General features: G+C 43.3%; 10 protein-coding genes. 5 read left to right on the top strand and 5 right to left on the bottom strand.

What is annotated here, in order from left to right; genetic code table 11:
- Positions 1 to 21: 21 nt before the first annotated feature.
- From JZ787_RS15630 to JZ787_RS15620, 3 genes are read right to left on the bottom strand one after another with little or no spacing between them, the layout of a single operon-like run.
- Positions 22 to 3,129, bottom strand: coding sequence for an efflux RND transporter permease subunit (locus tag JZ787_RS15630; protein ID WP_346312792.1), 3,108 nt, complete (start codon positions 3,127 to 3,129; stop codon positions 22 to 24).
- The gene (locus JZ787_RS15625) at positions 3,126 to 6,239 is read right to left on the bottom strand and encodes a multidrug efflux RND transporter permease subunit (protein ID WP_346312791.1); all 3,114 of its coding nucleotides are present in this window, start codon (positions 6,237 to 6,239) and stop codon (positions 3,126 to 3,128) included. The genes JZ787_RS15630 and JZ787_RS15625 overlap by 4 nt, the downstream gene beginning before the upstream one ends.
- Before the next feature lie 3 nt (positions 6,240 to 6,242).
- Positions 6,243 to 7,451: an efflux RND transporter periplasmic adaptor subunit gene (locus JZ787_RS15620; protein ID WP_346312790.1), complete on the bottom strand. Its 1,209-nt coding sequence runs from the start codon at positions 7,449 to 7,451 to the stop codon at positions 6,243 to 6,245.
- 296 nt (positions 7,452 to 7,747) lie between these two features.
- Here JZ787_RS15620 and JZ787_RS15615 point away from each other — a divergent pair, with 296 nt between their 5' ends.
- The 3 genes from JZ787_RS15615 to JZ787_RS15605 all read left to right on the top strand — a co-directional run bounded on the left by JZ787_RS15615 (position 7,748) and on the right by JZ787_RS15605 (position 11,823).
- A complete protein-coding gene (locus JZ787_RS15615) occupies positions 7,748 to 8,263 on the top strand; it encodes a sigma-70 family RNA polymerase sigma factor (protein WP_168159751.1) in 516 nt (171 codons plus the stop codon).
- Between the two features lie 20 nt (positions 8,264 to 8,283).
- A complete protein-coding gene (locus JZ787_RS15610; RefSeq protein ID WP_346312789.1) occupies positions 8,284 to 9,240 on the top strand; it encodes a FecR family protein in 957 nt (318 codons plus the stop codon).
- Between the two features lie 66 nt (positions 9,241 to 9,306).
- Positions 9,307 to 11,823 carry a TonB-dependent siderophore receptor gene (locus JZ787_RS15605; protein WP_346312788.1) on the top strand — a complete coding sequence of 839 codons (2,517 nt, stop codon included), beginning with the start codon at positions 9,307 to 9,309 and terminating at the stop codon, positions 11,821 to 11,823.
- 121 nt (positions 11,824 to 11,944) lie between these two features.
- Here JZ787_RS15605 and JZ787_RS15600 read toward each other — a convergent pair whose 3' ends face one another.
- Complete coding sequence (locus JZ787_RS15600; protein ID WP_159127636.1) at positions 11,945 to 12,535, bottom strand: GNAT family protein; 591 nt, start codon at positions 12,533 to 12,535, stop codon at positions 11,945 to 11,947.
- A 45-nt stretch (positions 12,536 to 12,580) separates the two neighbouring features.
- On the bottom strand, positions 12,581 to 13,225 hold the full coding sequence (locus tag JZ787_RS15595) for an FMN-binding negative transcriptional regulator (protein WP_346312787.1): 645 nt from the start codon (positions 13,223 to 13,225) through the stop codon (positions 12,581 to 12,583).
- A gap of 109 nt (positions 13,226 to 13,334) precedes the next feature.
- Between JZ787_RS15595 and JZ787_RS15590 the strand changes: the two genes are divergently transcribed.
- Together JZ787_RS15590 and yddG are read left to right on the top strand one after the other, a co-directional pair.
- Positions 13,335 to 14,837 carry a PLP-dependent aminotransferase family protein gene (locus JZ787_RS15590; RefSeq protein WP_346312786.1) on the top strand — a complete coding sequence of 501 codons (1,503 nt, stop codon included), beginning with the start codon at positions 13,335 to 13,337 and terminating at the stop codon, positions 14,835 to 14,837.
- Positions 14,838 to 15,010: 173 nt separating this feature from the next.
- On the top strand, positions 15,011 to 15,895 hold the full coding sequence (yddG, locus tag JZ787_RS15585; RefSeq protein WP_346312785.1) for an aromatic amino acid DMT transporter YddG: 885 nt from the start codon (positions 15,011 to 15,013) through the stop codon (positions 15,893 to 15,895).
- Positions 15,896 to 15,899 lie beyond the last annotated feature (4 nt).

Below are 15,899 nucleotides of genomic sequence, written 5' to 3'. Positions count from 1 at the left end.
TCTATTTTCCTATTTCTTTATCTATTTGCCTGAGCTTGGCAGCACAAATTTACGTTTAAATCTCGAACAAGATTCAGCCCATTTTTCAAAGAGCAAATACAAAACAGGCGTTGTGTACAAAGTTAAGAGCTGCCCAAGCGCTAAGCCGCCCACAATGACCACACCCAAAGGCTGACGTAGCTCAGCCCCCTCACCCCAACTACAAGCCAACGGAATTGCACCCAATAATGCTGCGGTATTGGTCATTAAGATCGGGCGAAAACGCAGAGCCGCCGCAGACAATACAGCTTGATATGCTGACTTTCCTGCACGCCGTTCATATAAAGTAAAATCAATCAATAAAATGGCATTTTTCACCACGATACCAATAAGTAAAAACATGCCCAACAATGCAATCAGGGTGAACTCAAAGTTAAAGATCCATAAGGTTAACAGTGCGCCCAAAGCCACAGCGGGTATGGTCGATAAAATCGTTAATGGATGTACCACACTTTCATAGGTCACCCCAAGCACGATATAAATCAACAAAATTACCGCAAGAATTAGCAACGGTGTACTTAAGCCCGCTTGTAAACTTTCTGCTTCTACATCTTTATCCGTGGTCATAAAAACGTTGTTTGGCAACATCACTTCAGTTAAAACAGATCGGATCGCGGCATCGGCCTGTTCATAGCTATAGCCCTGTTTCACCACATAACCAATACCCATCGCGGCATATTGATTACGTCTATACACTCGATCATTGGTAATTCCATAAGACCATGTCGCAAAGTTACGCAGCGGCACAGCTTGTCCATCTTTATTAGGAACTTGTACATTGGCTAAGGATTCAGGATGTTCCGTGAAGTGCCTATCTACCTCCATGACCACATGAAACTGTTGGGTCGGATCATAAATGGTTGAAATCTGGCGCTGTGCAAATGAGTTGTTCAGTACACTTGAAATGCTTTCAATATCAACGCCCAAACGGCGTGCCGCTTCACGGTCTACATCTAGGGTGACATGCTGCGCACCTTCATCCCCCATAGTTTCCACTGCCTCAAGTTCAGGCAGTTTTTGCATGGCCTGCGCGACTTTCGGCACCCATTGGCGTAGCTGTGCAACATCATCTGACTGTAGCAACAGCATATAGTCTTGACCACTACCGCTTGAAAAAGGATCATCCAGTTCTAATTCTTGTTCCACACGTGCTGAGAAAATTGCCCCAGCCTGCCACGGCGCATTTTGTTTCATACGCTCGACAATGGCATGTGAGCTTTGCCCCTCACGCTCTGCTTTGGGTTTTAAACTCACCATGAAAAAGGAATTGGTGGTTCCGCCTGCTCCCCCTGAAGTTCCAACCACATCTTTTACAGCAGGATCACTCAACAAGCTTTCACTAAAGGCTGCAATTTTGGGTTGCATAATTTGAAAGGAAAACCCGTCATCACCACGAATAAAAGCCTCAACCCGTCCTGTATCTTGCTCAGGTAATACTCGTTTAGGGAGGTGCTGATAGACATAGAATGAAGCACCTATCGCACCTAGCCAAAATAAAATCACGACATAGCCATGTGCTAGCATCCATTTTAAAGATGTTAAATAAGCATGATTGAACTGCTGCATGCAGCGATGGCTAAATTGATATAAAGGCTGATGTTGGTCGCTCTCTAACGGTTTTAAACAACGTGCAGATAAGCTTGGTGTTAGGACCAAGGAAACAAAAACAGACAACACTACAATAAAAACTAAGGTCAGTGAAAACTCGCGGAACAGTCGCTCAATCACACCGCCCATAAACAACACTGAAATGAAAATCACCACCAAAGCCAAATTCATGGCCACTAAAGTCAGACCCACTTCCTGAATCCCTTTAATGGCAGCCTGTACAGGAGAGTCTCCCTGCTCAATATGACGCTCAATGTTTTCCAGCACCACAATCGCATCATCCACCACCAATCCTATAGCGACAATCACCGCCATAATGGAGAGGTTATTGAGCGAAAAGCCTGCCAAATACACCAAACCACAAGCCCCCACTAAGGTCACCAACATGGCAATACTCGGCACAAGAGCACTTTGCATACGCCCTAACATTAAAGCAACGACAATAATGACCAACAGCATAGAAAACAACAGCGTATCGCGAGCTTCCGCTAAGCCTGCGCGAATGATTTCAGAACCATCCATCACTGTAGTCAATTGTACATCTGCGGGTATGAGTGATTTTAATTCAGGCAATTTTTCTTTGATTTGATCAATGGTCGCCACAGTATTGGCATTGGGTTGACGGCTGATTTTGATAATCACCGCAGGTTTACCATTATGAAAACCACTGACATAGCGGTTTTCAACAGAATCTTGCACCTCAGCCACATCTTTTAAACGTACGATGGCTTGAGCATTACGATGAATCACCAAGTTGGCAAAATCTTGCGCTTGTTTCAAATCATTCGACAGTGCGACTTGCCAACGAAGTTGATCGGTTTCAACCACGCCCAATGCTTGTACTGTATTACTTTGTTCAATTGCAGTACGGACTTGTTCCAATGAAACACCCTGTGCAATGAGTGCATTCGGATTTAAGGTGATCCGCACCGCAGGCATAGACGCGCCATCAATTTCAACCTCACCAACTCCACTTATCTGCGCAAGATTGGGCTGGAGTTGATTACTGGCAATTTCATATAATTTACCCGCAGATAAATGCGCTGAACTCAATGCCAAATAAAAAATTGGGCTTTGGCTGGGATTAACTTTGAAATATTCAGGTGGGCTAGGTATTCCTGATGGAAGTTGTGACATTGCAACATTAATAGCGGCCTGTACTTCTCGTGCCGCCTCATTTATATCGGTATCTAAGTCAAAGTGCAAAGTCACTTGCGTTGCATTTTGACTACTGGAAGAGTTAATTGCTTTTACCCCAGAAACGCTCATCATGGCCCGTTCTAAGGGTGTGGCAACGGTCGCCGACATACTTTCAGGACTTGCCCCAGGTAAACTGGCCCGCACCACGATGGTCGGAATATCTGCCTGAGGTAAGGACGCCACGGGTAAGCGGAAATACGCCAATACACCAAGCAACACAATTGCGATGCCCAATAACACACTGGCAACAGGACGATGAACCAAAGCAGAGAGCAATTTCAAAACTCGCTCCTTGATTCATCAAGTTCAACGAAAGGCAACTTCGGCTTTTGAAAAACAAGCTGTAAACGGTCAAAAAACAAATAGACCACAGGTGTGGTAAATAGCGTCAGTACCTGACTTAAAATCAAACCACCAACCATGACAATTCCTAGAGGCTGGCGTAATTCAGCTCCAGAGCCTGATGCCAACATGAGTGGAATAGCACCAACCAATGCCGCCAGTGTCGTCATTAGAATAGGGCGGAATCGCATCAACGCCGCCTTATAAATCGCTTGCTGAGGTGAAAGACCCTCTTGACGCTGTGCTGCCAAGGCAAAGTCCACCATCATGATGCCGTTTTTCTTTACTAAGCCGATCAATAAAATAATGCCGATTAAAGCAATCATATCGAGTGGTCGACCGACCATAAACAGCGCCAATAAAGCCCCGATTGCCGCAGATGGTAAGGTTGAAAGAATAGTGATGGGATGAATAAAGCTCTCATACAACATCCCAAGCACGATATACATGGTCACAATCGCGGCGATCACCAACCAAAAGGTATGCTGTTGCGAGTTTTCAAATGCAGCAGCAGCCCCTTGTAGCTGAAGTTTAACTTCAGCAGGTAAATTAAGCTGCTGCTCTACACGTTGAATGGCTTGGATGGCATCTCCCAAGGCCACGCCTGTTGCAAGGTTAAAAGAGATAGCATTGGCAGGAAACTGAGCTTGTTGCTGTAAAATAATCGGGACACGTTTTTGCACAATGCTTGCCACAGAACTGAGTAAAATCGGTTCTCCCCTGGCATTATGGATATAGGTTTGCTCTAAAGCTTGTATCCCTTGAGTTAATTCTGGCGCAAGTTCTAAGACAATGCGGTACTGATTCGACTGGGTATATAGAGTCGCAATTTGCCGCTGTGCAAATAGATTTTGCAAAGCCAAACTAATGTCTTCTACTGTTAAGCCGAATCTCGCTGCTGCATCTCGATTGACATCAATATATGCCTGTAAACCTTGCCCACCGTTTTCACTACTCACTTCTGCAAACTCAGATTGTTGGCGTAAAGCATCTACCAAGACGGGTGTCCATAACACTAAGTCTGAGTAGTTTGCTGCCGTCAGACTAAGTTGATATTGAGTACGACTAACTTTATCTTCAATACTCAACTCTTGCACAGGTTGCATCCAAGCACGAATACCCTGAACATGACCCAACTCTCCACGCAGACGTGCCATGACTTGATCTGCACCCTCTCGTTCAGCATGTGACTTTAAGTTAATAAGTATTCGGCCATTACTAAGTTTCGGGTTATTGGCATCAATGCCAATAAACGAAGACAGGCTTTCAACAGCGGGATCTTTTACAATTTCAGCCGCTAGTGCTTGCTGACGCTCACTCATGGCTTGAAATGAAATATCGTCTGGCGCTTCGGTCACCACTTGGATAACGCCACTGTCCTGCACAGGGAAAAAGCCTTTAGGAATCATCCAATACAAAAAACCTGCGAATAACACTGTACTGAGCATAACGGCCAGTGTCAGGGTTTGATGCTGAAACACCCATTGCAAAGCTTTTCCATACTTCTGAATGATGCCATCCAAACTCCACCTATTGGCTGAAATTTGATGCTCTGCTTCTTTTAATGGCGCTTTGCCTTTGAGCAAATAAGCGCACATCATCGGCGTTAAGGTTAAAGAGACCACTAGAGAAATTGCAATTGCAGCTGCTAAAGTCACTGCAAACTCATGGAACAACCGTCCGACTACATCGCCCATAAACAGCAGCGGAATGAGAACAGCAATCAATGAAATGGTTAAAGAAATGAGCGTAAAACCTATTTCTTTCGACCCTTTGAGCGCTGCTTGCATCAGGCTTTCACCAGCTTCACGATGTCGTGCAATATTTTCCAACATCACAATCGCATCATCCACCACAAAGCCTGTGGCAATGGTCAGTGCCATTAAAGTCAGGTTATTGACTGAAAAACCTAAAAAATACATCAGTACAAAGGTACCAATGATTGACAGTGGAACGGCAATACTCGGAATAATGGTGGCTGATAAATTTCTTAGAAAGAGAAAAGTCACCATGACCACTAAACAGACCGCAAAAACCAATTCCTTTTGCACATCGTGGATCGAACTACGAATACTCTCTGTACGGTCGGTCAGTACTCGAATTTTGACGTTTTCAGGCAGGTTCTTTTGCAGCTCAGGCAATAGCTGCTTAATCTGATCGGCCACTTGAATGACATTGGCATTCGGTTGACGCTGCACACTCACCAAAATAGCGGTTTGGCTGTCTGCCCATGCCGCCATATAGCGGTCTTCACTACCTTCAATCACCTGTGCCACATCTTTTAATCGAATCGGAGCACCGTTATTCCAGCGTAAAATGAGGCTTTCATAGTCGCCAATTGAACGGATTTGATCATTGGCATCTAGCATAGTACTGCGATAGGGCCCATCAAAACTGCCTTTGGGTTGACTGGCATTGGCCGCATTGATTGCGGTGCGGACATCTTCGGCACTCATTTTATAAGCGGCAAGCGCAGCAGGATTCATTTGCACCCGTATTGCTGGTCGTTGCCCACCAGCAAGGCTCACCATACCCACACCCGTGAGCTGAGAAAGCTTTTGTGCCACCCGTGTATCCACCATGTCATAAACCGTGGTGAGGGGTAAAGTCTCTGAACTAATCGCTAATGTAATGACAGGCACATCGGCTGGATTGACCTTTCGATATACTGGTGGCGTTGGCAAATCACTTGGTAATTTACTGCTGGCAGTACTTAGTGCCGATTGTACTTCTTGCTCCACTACGCCCAGTTCAGCACTTAACTCAAACTGTAAGGTAATGACAGACGCCCCGACAGAACTCTGCGAAGACATTTGCTTTAAGCCCGCAATTTTGCCCATTTCCCGTTCAAGCGGTGCGGTGATAGTTCGTTGTACAGTGTCGGGGTTTGCCCCAGGCTGAAAGGTATAGACCTGAATAATGGGGTAGTCGACCTGTGGTAAAGCCGATACTGGCAAAAGCCGCCAAACCAATAAGCCACTAAACAGCAATGCCAGCATCAACAACGTAGTTGCGACTGGACGGACAATAAAGAACTTTGAAATATTCATGTCTTATCCAACAGCAGGTTTTGATGTGGCCATGGCTTGAGGTTGATCCGAGACAATTTGAACTTCTTTGCCTTCTGCAAGTCGGTCAATTCCTTCTAAAACCACCTGCTCCGTACCATTTAAGCCTGTTAAAACTTGAATCTGCCCATTAGAACTTAAGCCAAGGGTGAGCATACGAATTTCTGCTTTTTTCTGCGAATTGACGATATACACATAAGTGCCTTTGGCCCCATGTTGCACGGCGTCACTTGGAATACTGATGGCATCTTGAACGGTATGTGCTTTTAAACGAACATTGACAAACTGATTGGGAAATAAAACATCATCACGATTATCAAAAATTGCCTTGATCTTTAAGGTACCTGTATTGGCATCAATCTGGTTATCCAACGCCTGCACCTGCCCAACCGCAAGTTGCTTTTGTTCTGCTTTATCCCATGCCTTGACTGGGACTTGATGTCCCTGTTTCATATTTTCACGCAAATGAGTCAAATCATGTTCAGCAACTGAAAACTGTACATAAATAGGATGAACTTGGGTGATGCTGACCAAACCTGTCGTATCATTGGCCTGAATTAAATTACCCGCATCTTTCTGCTGAAAACCAACTCGTCCATTAATCGGTGAATAAATTTTGGTATAAGACAATTGTAATTTGGCTGCATCAACCTGTGCACGATTGGCCTGTATTTGCCCTTTCAACTGATTGACTAAAGCGAGCTGTTGTTCAACTTGTTGTTTAGCAATGGAGTCTTGCTTAAACAGCAGTTGATAACGTGCTAACTCAGTTTCTGCATTTCGGAGTTGGGCTAAGTTTTGCTGTTGTGTCCCCTCTGCCTGTGCCAAAGCCACTTGAAATGGTGCAGGGTCAACTTGAGCAAGAAGTTGTCCTTTTTGAACAGTCTGCCCTTCTTTAAAATAAATCTGCTTGAGAACGCCTGAGACCTGAGTTTGCACATTCACTGTATGGGTCGGAACAACCGTCCCAATGGCTTTGATTTCCACCTGCAGGTCTTGTCGCTGCACAGGTACAACACGTACAGGCACAGGTTTATCCCATTGACTATATTCTTCACTAGGCTGAGACATGGCCTTTTTCCAATACAACCCTCCCATGCCTAACAATAAAATGACAATGATGAATCCAATCCAAAGTGTTCGACGATGAAGAAAATGCTTTGCTGGGTTGTTATTGTTCAATGGCTCACTCATTACATTTCCTATTCATTACAAAAAATTCTCGCCAAACACATACTGTTCAAAATCGGAAGTTCCATACATTTTTTTAAAATTTGATCAAATTAAGTATTTAAAAAATTGAAACTTCCTATCCCAAATCACGCATATCTATTAATAAGACGGATGAAAACAAAAAACAGCTCACGCTAAATGTTGCGATTTGTAATTGCATTTAATAATGATTATCATTAATATTCAACCTTTCATTTCTTTATCCCACTTTTACTGCTGAGATTCAGGATATTTTTCTAGGGTCATGAGTTAAAAATATGAACTTAAATGTCCAAAAAAAATTGTGGTTTAGTCATCTCTACAACACCCATCAAACAACCTTGTTGTCATGGTTCAAACACAAACTGCAACACCATCATCAGTCTGAAGACCTGAGTCAGGAAGTGTTTTATCGTGCTCTCAAAAGTGAATATTGTTTTGAAAAAATTAAAGAGCCTCAAGCATGGCTCATGGGTATTGCTAAACATGTGATCATTGATCACTGGCGGCATCAGCATGTTGAAAGGTTGTATTTAGATGCGTTGGCACAGCTACCAGAAAACTACTACCCTTCGGCAGAACATGAGGTGTGCATTCGAGAAACCTTGTATCAGGTTCATCGTATGCTTGAGAAACTACCGACGCGCACATCTCAAGTCTTTTTGTTGTCTCAGTTAGATGGCCTGACCTATCGAGTGATTAGCGAAAAGCTGAATATTTCTGAAGCAACGGTAAAAAGAGATATGAAACAGGCTTTTTTAGCCTGTATAAGTCTTTATAATCCAACCGACTAATCGATTTCCTTACAACTGCTATGTCACAGCCTTCCCCCCTTCCTGAAAGTATCTTAGATGCAGCCGCGGATTGGCTGGTGCTGATTCATTCTGGGGAAATCACCGAAATACAACTACAGCAATTTGAGCAATGGAAGTCTGAAAGTAAGGAACATGCTTTAGCCATTTCGCAGATCGAACGTTTTACACAAGGTTTATCGGATTTACCTTCCTCTTTCCAACCTGATGCATTAGTAGAGTCTAAGCAAAAATTTAATATTTCTTTAAAACACAATATGCTGTTTGGGCTATCAAGCTTTTTAGTCCTTGGTTTAAGTGCACATAGTATGCCTTGGGCAAAGTGGCAAGCCGACTACCACACCCAAGTGGGTGAAATTAAAACGGTGCCTTTGGCAGATGGCACGAAGCTGATTTTAGCCAGTAACAGTTATGTGAATGTCGACTTTTCAAAACAAACTCGACAAATTGAATTGGTAGAAGGCGAAATTTATATTCAGACGGCAAAAGATCCGCAGCATCGTCCATTTATGGTTACGACCCAAGATGGCAAAATTGAAGCACTGGGTACACAATTTACCGTTCGCCAAGAAGACCGACATCGCACCAAAGTCAAAGTTTATGAACATGCGGTAGCATTATATCCTGCTGAAACAACGACACGAAAACTTTTACAGCAAGGTCAACGTACCAGTTTTGATGCCAGTTCAATTTCAGTCATCAACCCGCTTCAAAATGACCAACCCTATTGGACACAACATTTACTGGTTGTAGAACAATGGCCACTTAAAAAAGTATTGGATGAATTGTATCGTTATCAAAATGGAACTTATTTTATCGATCCTGAGTTAGAAAAAGTTCGTGTTTCAGGGGTGTTTTCATTAAAAAACCCAAAGCAAAGTCTAGAGAACTTGGCCTATACCCATCAGCTTGAATTGGATTATTACAGTGCTTATCTATTAAAAATAAAAAAAAGATAAAAATTTGACCCTTTTTTTGAGCTGACTCGACTTATACAGAAATACACTCCCAGTCGAGAACACCGCATGAAGGATTATCAGGCAAAAAGTAGATTAGCGATGGCTATTCGCGCAGTTTTATGGGGCATGCCACTGATGGCAGGAAGCTTCGCTACTACTGCTGTTTATGCTGCCACAACGTATCCTGTGAACATTACTCAACTCCCTTTAGATGAGGCGCTAAAACAACTCGCAATCCAAACAGGGACTACCATCAGTTATGACTCAAAGGCCCTCTCAAATTTGCAAGCGAAGGCGCTAAAAGGTAATTATGCTGTCGATCAGGCATTGGCTGCATTATTACAACCTCATGCTTTGCTTGCAGTAAAAGTCAACAATGGCGGCTATAGTGTTCAAGCAAAACAACGAGCTCACGTTCAAACAAGAGAAGTTCAACTTGAAGCCATTCATAGTCAAGCCAATAACGCTTCAGGTGCAAACAGTAGTCAATTGACCAGTGCAGATGGAACTGCTCAGCTCGCAACGATTTCTTTAAAAGCAAACTCAGGCAATAACTTAACGACTGAAGGCTCGGGTTCTTATACAGCCAAAGCCACCACAGCCTCGACGGGTTTGGCACTTTCACTCAAAGAGACGCCACAGTTGGTGAGTGTCATTACGCGCCAACAAATGGAAGATCAAAACCTGACCCAACTAACCGATGTTGTTTCACAGGCCGCAGGTTTGACCATTAACCAAAACGGTAACATCGGCAGTGATAACTCGCCTATTTATGCACGTGGCCAAACGGTTGATAACTTTCTACTCGATGGCGTAAAGCTGATAAGTTCATATAGCAGTATTTTCCAAAGTCAGGACACTGCTTTATTTGACCGTGTTGAGGTGGTGCGTGGTGCCAATGGTTTAATGACGGGTGCAGGCTCTGCCAGTGCAAGTATTAATATGGTAAGAAAGAAACCTTTACAAGATTTTAAAGCCTCTATTAGCGCTAGCGCAGGTTCATGGGACACTTATCGTACCGATGTCGATGTCTCATCTCCATTAAACCAAGCAGGCACGATTCGTGGACGTACCGTTCTCGCCTATCAAACGGGCGACTCTTATATCGACCGCTATAGTGAAGAACGTAAAATTGCCTATGGTGTTGTTGAGGCAGACCTTACAGAAAAAACCAAAGCCAGTTTGGGGCTCAGTTATCAAAAAATGGATATTTCAGGTATTGCCCGTGGCGGTTTACCTTCATTTTATACCGATGGCAGTCTCATCGATTGGTCACGTTCGGACTCAAATGCTGCAAGTTGGAGTGAGTCTGATCGAACAACAACAGCTTATTTTGCAGATATTGAGCACCAGTTTAACGAGCGTTGGAAGCTCAAAGGTGTCATATCTCGTACGATCACAGCCTCTGATGAAATTGTCGGTTATGGTTACGCACGCTCAGGAATTAATAAAGAAACTGGGGCAGGTACTTTACTCTATGGATCTCACTGGGACTACGAACCCACTCAAGACCTCTTTAACTTAACCTTAAATGGTTCATTTGACTTACTCAACCAAAGCCATGATGTGGTTTTAGGCACCACCTATGCCAGAAGTAAAAATAAACGTCCAACCTATTCGGGTTGGAGTGTAAATACTTTGGATAATATTTTCGAGTGGGATGGGCATAACCCGACACGCCCTGAAATGCCGATTGATGGCTGGTACAGCAATGATGAGAAAAGCCAATCTGTATTTGGTGCAGTACGTTTAAAATTGGCTGATCCACTGGCGGTGATTTTAGGAACACGTTTAGAAAATTGGCAACGCGTAGATAAAGACTACACCAACTCAGATCAAAAACTCGTGACTTCAATACGTGAAGAAAAGAACAAACTCATTCCTTATGTTGGCATCACCTATGACTTAACAGAGCAATGGACAGGTTATGCAAGTTATACCAATATTTTCTTACCACAAGACAAGCAAACCACCACAGGTAGCTATATCGATCCACTGGTAGGAAATAGCACAGAGCTGGGGATTAAAGGTGAATTCTTTGATAACCAACTAAACTTCGGTGCTGCCATTTATCAAACCCAAGAAGATAATAAAAGCATTGCAATAGAAGGGAAAACTGCACCAAATGGCTCTCAAGCATACCGTACAGAATCTGGTACAAAAAGCCGCGGCTTTGAGTTAGAAACCACAGGTAAACTGACGGATACTTGGCAACTTTCTGCAAGTTTTTCACGCAATCTCTCTCAGGACAAAAATGGCAAGAACTTAAATACAAGTATCCCAAACAATACCGCTAAATTATTTACCACTTATACCCTGCCTTACCTCGACGAAGCTTTAACAGTAGGTGGTGGACTACGCTGGCAAAGTGAAATTTATCAAGATAATGAGTCTAATAAGACTCGATTCACACAAGACAGCTATACATTGGTTGACTTGATGGCACGTTATAAAATCAATGAAAATCTTGTAGTGAATTTTAATTTAAATAACCTGTTCAATGAGAAATATCATCTATCAACTACAAACAGCTACTATGGCGCACCAACTAACTTTAGAGTGGGACTAAAATACGACTGGTAATTTTAGGTCAAATATCACTGATCATTTAGTTGTACATCTACGGCATTATTTTCATATGAAAGTAATGCCGCTTTTTTATGTATTATTTTTCTCTAATGAAACGAGTCGGCTAGACAAAACGTTATTTCTTGCTCAAGAGCGCTCTCAAATGCTGCTGCACCGCAGGCCATTCACTTTTTAAAATACTGTACACATATGTATCTCTTAAAATATCATTCTGCACAATTTGGTGACTTCTAAGTACCCCGTCTAATTTTGCCCCTAAACGTTCAATCGCAGCCCGACTTTTAAAATTAAAAGAAGACGTACGGAACTCAACCGCAATACAATTCAAAGTATCAAATGCATGCGAAAGCAGAAGATTTTTACACTCCGTATTGACATAACTACGCTGCGCGGACTGGCTATACCATGTTGAGCCAATTTCAACACGGCGGTGCTCGGCTTCAATATTCATAAAAGTAGTCATCCCTAACAGCCGACCACTGTCTCGTGCTTCAACCGTAAATGGCAACATAGTGCCCAGCCGCTGTAAATCTAGGCGGCGTTGGATTTCAGCCGTCATCTGCTCAGGTGAAGGAATGCGGGTATACCACAGTTTCCATAGCTCACCATCACGCACTGACTCACACAGTGCTGGTGCATGTTCAAATTCAAGCGGTTTTAATATAATTCTCTCACCTTGTAAAACCACAGGTTTTAAGCACTGCATGGCTCACTCCTTATATTTCAATTCGTTAAATTGGATCATCTGTGGCTAGTTCGAGTTGATTTTTGATGTTGCAATCAAATGCATTGCATCGGCTATCTCAAGCTGTCCCGTTTTTGTCAGTGCATTCGCTACACCTAGAACATCTCGGTGCTCTTTGTTTTGGCCTAGTTTCGATTTGCCTTGTAAGTGAGTAATTTCGATTTCGATCCCCACAATTGCTTTTAGCATAGGTTCAAGATAGTCCTTCGGAGCATCCGACATTTTCCACGGCTCTGACTGCGCCGCTTCATGAGTTCGTGTCAAACGTGCCACCACACCGCGTACATAGCGCTCATCATCCCGAATACTCACACGACCATAAGCATGTACCACTCGATAATTCCATGTCGGTACTTGCTGATGATGCTCTTGTTTGCTGGGATACCACTGCGGTGAGATATACGCATCCCCAGCTCGAAAGACCACCAACACTTCATCGCCACTCTTCAGTTCTTGCCAAATAGGATTATTTCGAGAGACATGGGCATGCAATATGCCAAATTCAGTAGTATCGGCTTGTAACTCAAAGGGTAAGTGATTTGCATCTAAACCACTGATCCCATGTGTAAATAAAATACCCAATGGATAATTCTGTATGAGCTGATATAGCTCATCTATTTGAGTCACTTCAAAATCTGCTGGAATATACACGGCACAACCTCCTTAAACTCAATGTTGCTATATTTGTTCTTGTAAATTTTCAGGTTTAATTGGATTATTCAAAAGTACCAGTTTGTATTACTTTGAGTAGACCAGAATTATGGCAAGAATGGCAAAAGTCGTAGAACTTCCCTCTATCGCAAAACTCAATAAAATGCAGGGACAAATAGCTGCCCAGCTGATCCAAGCATTGCGACACGCAGTACAAAACGGTGATTTACAAGCGGGGGATCCCTTACCTTCTTCGCGAGAATTGGCGATGACATTAAGTGTTTCGCGTGGCACCATCATTGAAGCGTATGATCAACTCTTGGCTGAAGGGGTTTTAGAGGCACGTGCGCGCCAAGGAACTTTCGTTTCAGATACCTTATCGCATTCAAAGTCTCAGCAAACTCAGGAGCGGAGAAATATTCAGCCTACTCACGTTCAGCTAACACCCGCAGCTCAGGCCTATGCTGAAGTATTGAAAGAATTTAAACCACTTCCCCATCTTCCTTTTGCAGTCTCTGTACCTGTTGGGCGCACCCAACCAAATGATATTTGGAGAAAATTTGGCAACCGCTATCGTGCTCAAGGAGTAGGTGCACCCTCAGGTTATGATGACCCACAAGGTGTATTTTCCTTACGAGTTGCGATTGCTGACTATGTCCGACGCTCTCGTTCTGTCCGCTGTGAACCTGAGCAAATAGTGATTACCAGTGGCATCCAACAGGCTCTATATATATCTAGTCAGATTCTATTTAAAGCACAAGATCAAGTTTGGGTCGAAGACCCTGCCTACCGAGGTACAACCGCGCTACTAGAAAACTCAATACAACCCTTACACATTGTTCGTGTTCCCGTGGATGAAGAAGGAATTCAAGTCGATACAGGTATAAACCTCGCGCCCAATGCCCGTGCTGCTTTTGTCACCCCATCTCATCAATACCCAATTGGCATGCCGATGAGTTTAGCTAGACGCACAGCATTGCTCACGTGGGCCAAACAGCAAAGCGCTTGGATTATTGAAGATGATTATGACAGTGAACTGCGCTACAGTGGCCAGCCTTTTCCTGCCTTGCAAGGGTTAGCACCTGAACAAGTCATCTATTTGGGGACATTTAGCAAAGTGCTGTTCCCATCACTGCGACTCGGCTATGCCGTACTTCCCAAAGCGTTGGTCGCCCCTTTTTGTGGATTGCGTGTTTTAATCGACCGTCATCCTCCCTCTGCTGATCAGCATGTTTTGGCTGCTTTTATTCAAGAAGGTTATTTAGAACGTCATATTCGACGGATTCGTAATGTCTATGCAGAGAACCGTCGATATTTGATTGACATGATTGAGCGTTATATTCCAAAACACTTAGGCTATTTACAAGCTGGAGATCAAGGCATGCATATGGTGCTATGGCTTGCAGAATACATGGATGATCGGAAAATTGCTCAAGCTGTACTCTATGCTGGTATTGCGATTAAAGCGGTTTCGCCAACCTTTTCCTTGGAACGTAAACGCTCTGGTTTAGTACTTGGTTTAGGTGATTTTGAGCTGATTCAAATAGAACGTGCTGTACAAAGTTTGGCTCATGTTCTTAAGCAGCATGAGCAGCCTCTTGAGGCGGAGTAAATTCACGTGATTCATGATCAGGTATATAAGCGACTGACCACCATTTTTCCGTATAATGTCGGCGGCGCTCAGTAGCCTTAAAAACTGCACTGTAAATCTGTTTTTAAACTAAACAATGGAAATGCTAAACAGAATTTACAAATTAAATGAATATGTTAAAGACTACAAACAAAATGAACTCGACGAAAGCAACATGGACTGGTCTGGCGGCCATTGTATTATGGAGTTTAATTATTGCTCTGATTAAAGAAGTGAGCAACAGCTTTGGAGCAATTGGTGGTGCCGCCCTCATTTACTCGTTGGCCTCTGTTTTTTTGTTGCTCTTATTTGGTTGGCCTCGGTTAAAAGAATTTCCTCTTCCCTATCTGGTTTGGGGTAGCTTGCTGTTTGTCTCTTATGAAATTTGCCTTGCCCTGTCCATTGGTTACTCAACCAGCAGTCGACAAGCCATCGAAGTTGGTATGGTGAACTATCTGTGGCCGACCTTTACTATCATTTTTGCGATTGTATTTAATAAACAAAAAGCCAATTTTCTCATCGTACCCGGCTTTTTAATCTCGCTGATCAGTATTTGTTGGGTGCTGGGCGGTGATCAAGGATTAAGCTTTAAAGGCATGTTCAGCAATGTGCAAAATAATCCTCTAAGCTATGGTTTAGCATTGCTCGGCACTGTACTTTGGGCGTCTTATTGCACCCTCACCGCAAAACTGGCGAATGGTAAAAATGGCGTAACGCTATTTTTCGTTTTAGTTTCAATTGTGCTTTGGGTTAAATGGTTGTTGTTAGGTGAAGGCTCTTTGAACTTTGAACTGCAACCCACCATTTATTTAGTCCTCGCAGCCTTTGCAATGGGTATGGGCTATGGCGCATGGAATATTGGTATATTGCATGGCAATGTCACGCTATTGGCTGCCGCATCATATTTTATTCCTGTGCTTTCTGCTGTGGTTTCCGCCTTCATTTTAAGTACCCATTTAACTTTCAGTTTTTGGCAAGGCGCGTTGATGGTCTGTCTTGGTGCTCTACTCTGTTGGGTTTCGACCAAAACCAAAGCTTAAATGA

Source organism: Acinetobacter sp. BWR-L5, assembly GCF_039655985.1.
Lineage (GTDB): Bacteria > Pseudomonadota > Gammaproteobacteria > Pseudomonadales > Moraxellaceae > Acinetobacter > Acinetobacter johnsonii.
This window is presented reverse-complemented; position numbering and strand designations above follow the sequence as displayed.